The organism is Streptomyces katrae (assembly GCF_000966975.1).
Taxonomy (GTDB): Bacteria; Actinomycetota; Actinomycetes; order Streptomycetales; family Streptomycetaceae; genus Streptomyces; species Streptomyces katrae.
The window spans coordinates 1-3543 of sequence record NZ_JZWV01000979.1; the positions used below are offsets into that span (position 1 = coordinate 1).

The window sequence follows — 3543 nt, forward strand, 5'->3', positions numbered from 1 at the left end:
CGCCGCGACCGAGTCCGGCCGGCTCGGCCTGGGCATCCCCGGCTACGCGCACCCGCTGCTCGCCCCGGTGGAGTGGGCCGAGCTGACCCGCCCCGGCACCCCGCTGCACTGGGCCGTGCTCAACGTCTCCGACGGCCCCGGCGGCCGACCCGACCCGCACTGCGGCGAGGCGGCCGGACGGCTGCGCGGCGCGGGCGGGACGGTCCTGGGGCACCTCGCCCTGCGGGGCGGCACCCGTCCGTTCGGGGAGCTGGTCTCCGACGCCCACCGCTTCCGCGACTGGTACGGGGTCGGCGGCTTCTACCTGGCCGAAGCCCCCGCGGACCGCGCGGACCTCGCCGGGATCCGCCGGCTCACCGACGCCCTGCGCGGGCTCGGCGAGGGCCTGCGGATCGTCCTCGGACACGGCACGCACCCCTGCGAGGGCTACCTGGAGGCGGCCGACCAGCTGGTCACCTTCTCCGGGGCCTGGACCGACTACCGCTGGTCGCAGGTGGCGGAGTGGACGGCCGACCACCCGCCGGAGCGGTTCTGCCACCTCGTCCACGGGGTGCCCCGCACCCACCTGGAGGAGGCCGTCCGCATCGCGCGCTGGCAGGGGGCCGGAACCATCTGGTTCACCGACCGGCGGGCCACCCCCGACCGTGACCCCTGGGAGTCGATGCCCGCCTACTGGGACGAATTCGTCTCACGTATCGGACCGGGTGTCTCGGAATGAAGAAGGGCGTGGCAGTGTTACGGGAAGAACCACCGTTCAGACTTACCCATCTACGGAGTCCCCGTGTCGCTGCCACCCCTGGTCGAGCCAGCTGCTGAGCTCACCGTTGACGAGGTCCGTCGGTACTCCCGCCACCTGATCATCCCGGATGTCGGGATGGACGGCCAGAAGCGCCTGAAGAACGCCAAGGTGCTGGCCGTGGGCGCGGGCGGCCTCGGCTCGCCCGCCCTCATGTACCTGGCCGCGGCCGGCGTCGGCACCCTGGGCATCGTGGAGTTCGACGAGGTCGACGAGTCGAACCTGCAGCGCCAGATCATCCACAGCCAGTCGGACATCGGCCGTTCCAAGGCCGAGTCCGCCCGTGACAGCGTGCTGGGCATCAACCCGTACGTCAACGTGGTCCTTCACGAAGAGCGGCTCGAGGCCGAGAACGTGATGGAGATCTTCAGCCAGTACGACCTCATCGTCGACGGCACGGACAACTTCGCCACGCGCTACCTGGTCAACGACGCCTGCGTGCTGCTGAACAAGCCGTACGTGTGGGGTTCGATCTACCGCTTCGACGGCCAGGCCTCCGTCTTCTGGTCCGAGCACGGTCCCTGCTACCGCTGCCTCTACCCGGAGCCCCCGCCGCCGGGCATGGTCCCGAGCTGCGCCGAGGGCGGCGTCCTGGGCGTGCTCTGCGCGTCCATCGGCTCCATCCAGGTCACCGAGGCCATCAAGGTCCTCACCGGTGTCGGCGAGCCGCTCGTCGGCCGCCTGATGATCTACGACGCCCTGGAGATGCAGTACCGCCAGGTCAAGGTCCGCAAGGACCCCGACTGCGCGGTCTGCGGTCCGAACGCGACCGTCACCGAGCTCATCGACTACGAGGCCTTCTGCGGCGTCGTCTCGGAGGAGGCCCAGGAGGCCGCCGCCGGCTCGACGATCACTCCCAAGCAGCTCAAGGAGTGGATCGACGAGGGCGAGAACATCGAGATCATCGACGTCCGCGAGAAGAACGAGTACGAGATCGTCTCGATCCCCGGCGCCAAGCTGATCCCCAAGGGCGAGTTCCTGATGGGCACCGCCCTCCAGGACCTCCCGCAGGACAAGCGGATCGTCTTGCACTGCAAGACGGGTGTCCGCAGTGCGGAAGTCCTCGCGGTCCTGAAGAACGCGGGCTTCGCGGACGCCGTCCACGTCGGCGGCGGCGTGATCGGCTGGGTCCACCAGATCGAGCCCGAGAAGCCGGTCTACTAGGCCTTCCCCGGAGGAGGGGTCGTACCGCTCGTCGGTACGGCCCCTTCGTCGTTCGCCGTCCCGGGGGTGCAGACGGCGTTCGCGCCGGGCACCTTCCCGTCCAGCAGGTAGGCGTTGACCGCCTGCTGCACGCACCGGTCGCCGCTGTTGTACGCGCCGTGCCCCTGCCCCTTCCACGTGAGCTCCACGCCCACGCCCTTGCCCAGCCGGTTCACCATGTTCCGCGCCCCCTCGTACGGGGTCGCCGGGTCACCGGTGTTGCCGACCACCAGGATCGGGGCGGAGCCGGGGGCGGAGACGTCCGGGGTCTGCCAGGACCCGGGCACCGGCCAGCCCGTGCAGCTCATCAGCGCCCAGCCGAGGAAGTCCCCGAAGACCGCGGAGGCCTTGCGGAACTCCGGCAGCTTCGCCTTGGTCTCCTGCAGGCTGTAGCGGTCCTTGGAGTCCGCGCAGCTGATGGCCGTGTTGGCGGCGCCGATGTTGCTGTAACGGCCCTGCTGGTCACGGCCGTTGAGGAGGTCGGACAGGGTCATCAGCAGCTGCCCCTGCCCGCCCTCGGCCTCGTCCAGCCCCTGTTCCAGCAGCGGCCACAGCTCTTTGGAGTACAGGGCCTGCGCGATGCCGTTGGTGGCCATCGTCTCGGTGAGCATCCGGTCGCCGAGGCCGGCGATGGGCTTGGCCGCCAGCTGCTTCTGCAGTCTGACGACGTTGTCCTCGACCTCCTTGACGGTGGTGCCCTGCAGCCGGCACTGCTCGCCCCGGTCCACGCAGTCCTGGGCCCAGTTGTCGAGGGCCAGCTGGAAGCCCTTCGCCTGGCCGAGCGCGCCCTGTTCGGAGTTCTTGGTCGGGTCCACGACCGCGTCGAAGACGGCCCGGCCGACGTTCTTGGGGAAGAGGTGGGCGTAGACCCCGCCGAGTTCGGTGCCGTAGGAGATGCCGAAGTAGTTCAGCTTCGGGTCGCCGAGGGCCTGGCGGATCCGGTCGAGGTCGCGGGCGGCGTTCTCGGTGCCGACGTGGGGGAGCACCTTGCCGGAGTTCGCCTGGCAGGCCTGCTGGTACTTGCGCAGGCCGTCGGTGAACGCCTTCTCCTGCTCGGGGGTGGCGGGGGAGGAGTCCTGGGCGTAGTAGGCGTCCAGCTGCTTGTCGTTCTCGCAGAGCACCGGGGCGCTGCGGCCGACCCCGCGCGGGTCGAAGCTCACCAGGTCGTAGCGGTCGCGCAGGGCCGCGTAGTCCTTCGCCGCGCTGGGCAGGGTGGTGATCCCGGAGCCGCCCGGCCCGCCGAAGTTGAAGACGAGCGACCCGATGCGCTTTTTGGGGTTCCTGGCCTTCGCCCGGATCAGGGCGATGGGGATGGTCTCCCCCTCGGGCTTGGCGTAGTCCAGCGGCACGTCGAGGGTGGCGCACTGCCACAGCGGGCCGTCGAGGGTGGCGCACTGCCAGTCCACGGGCGGCGCCTGCCCACCGCCTTCGGCGGCGTCGGGGGCCGAGCACTCCCCCCACTTGAGGGCCTTGGTGTCCGTGGCACCCCCGGCCGGGGCCTTCTTCGTACCGCCGCTGCCGCCGGAACAGGCGCTGGTGGTGAG

At 70.5% G+C, this 3543-nt stretch carries 3 protein-coding genes; 2 read left to right on the forward strand and 1 reads right to left on the reverse strand.

What is annotated here, in order from left to right:
- Together VR44_RS30805 and moeZ are read left to right on the forward strand one after the other, a co-directional pair.
- The coding region (locus VR44_RS30805; RefSeq protein WP_045950910.1) for a spherulation-specific family 4 protein at positions 1–718 on the forward strand (718 nt) is incomplete at its 5' end.
- Between the two features lie 63 nt (positions 719–781).
- The gene (moeZ, locus tag VR44_RS30810; protein ID WP_045950911.1) at positions 782–1960 is read left to right on the forward strand and encodes an adenylyltransferase/sulfurtransferase MoeZ; all 1179 of its coding nucleotides are present in this window, start codon (positions 782–784) and stop codon (positions 1958–1960) included.
- Here moeZ and VR44_RS30815 read toward each other — a convergent pair.
- Positions 1957–3543, reverse strand: a 1587-nt coding sequence (locus VR44_RS30815; protein WP_094192026.1) for an alpha/beta hydrolase, incomplete at its 5' end; no start/stop codon positions are given. The genes moeZ and VR44_RS30815 overlap by 4 nt on opposite strands.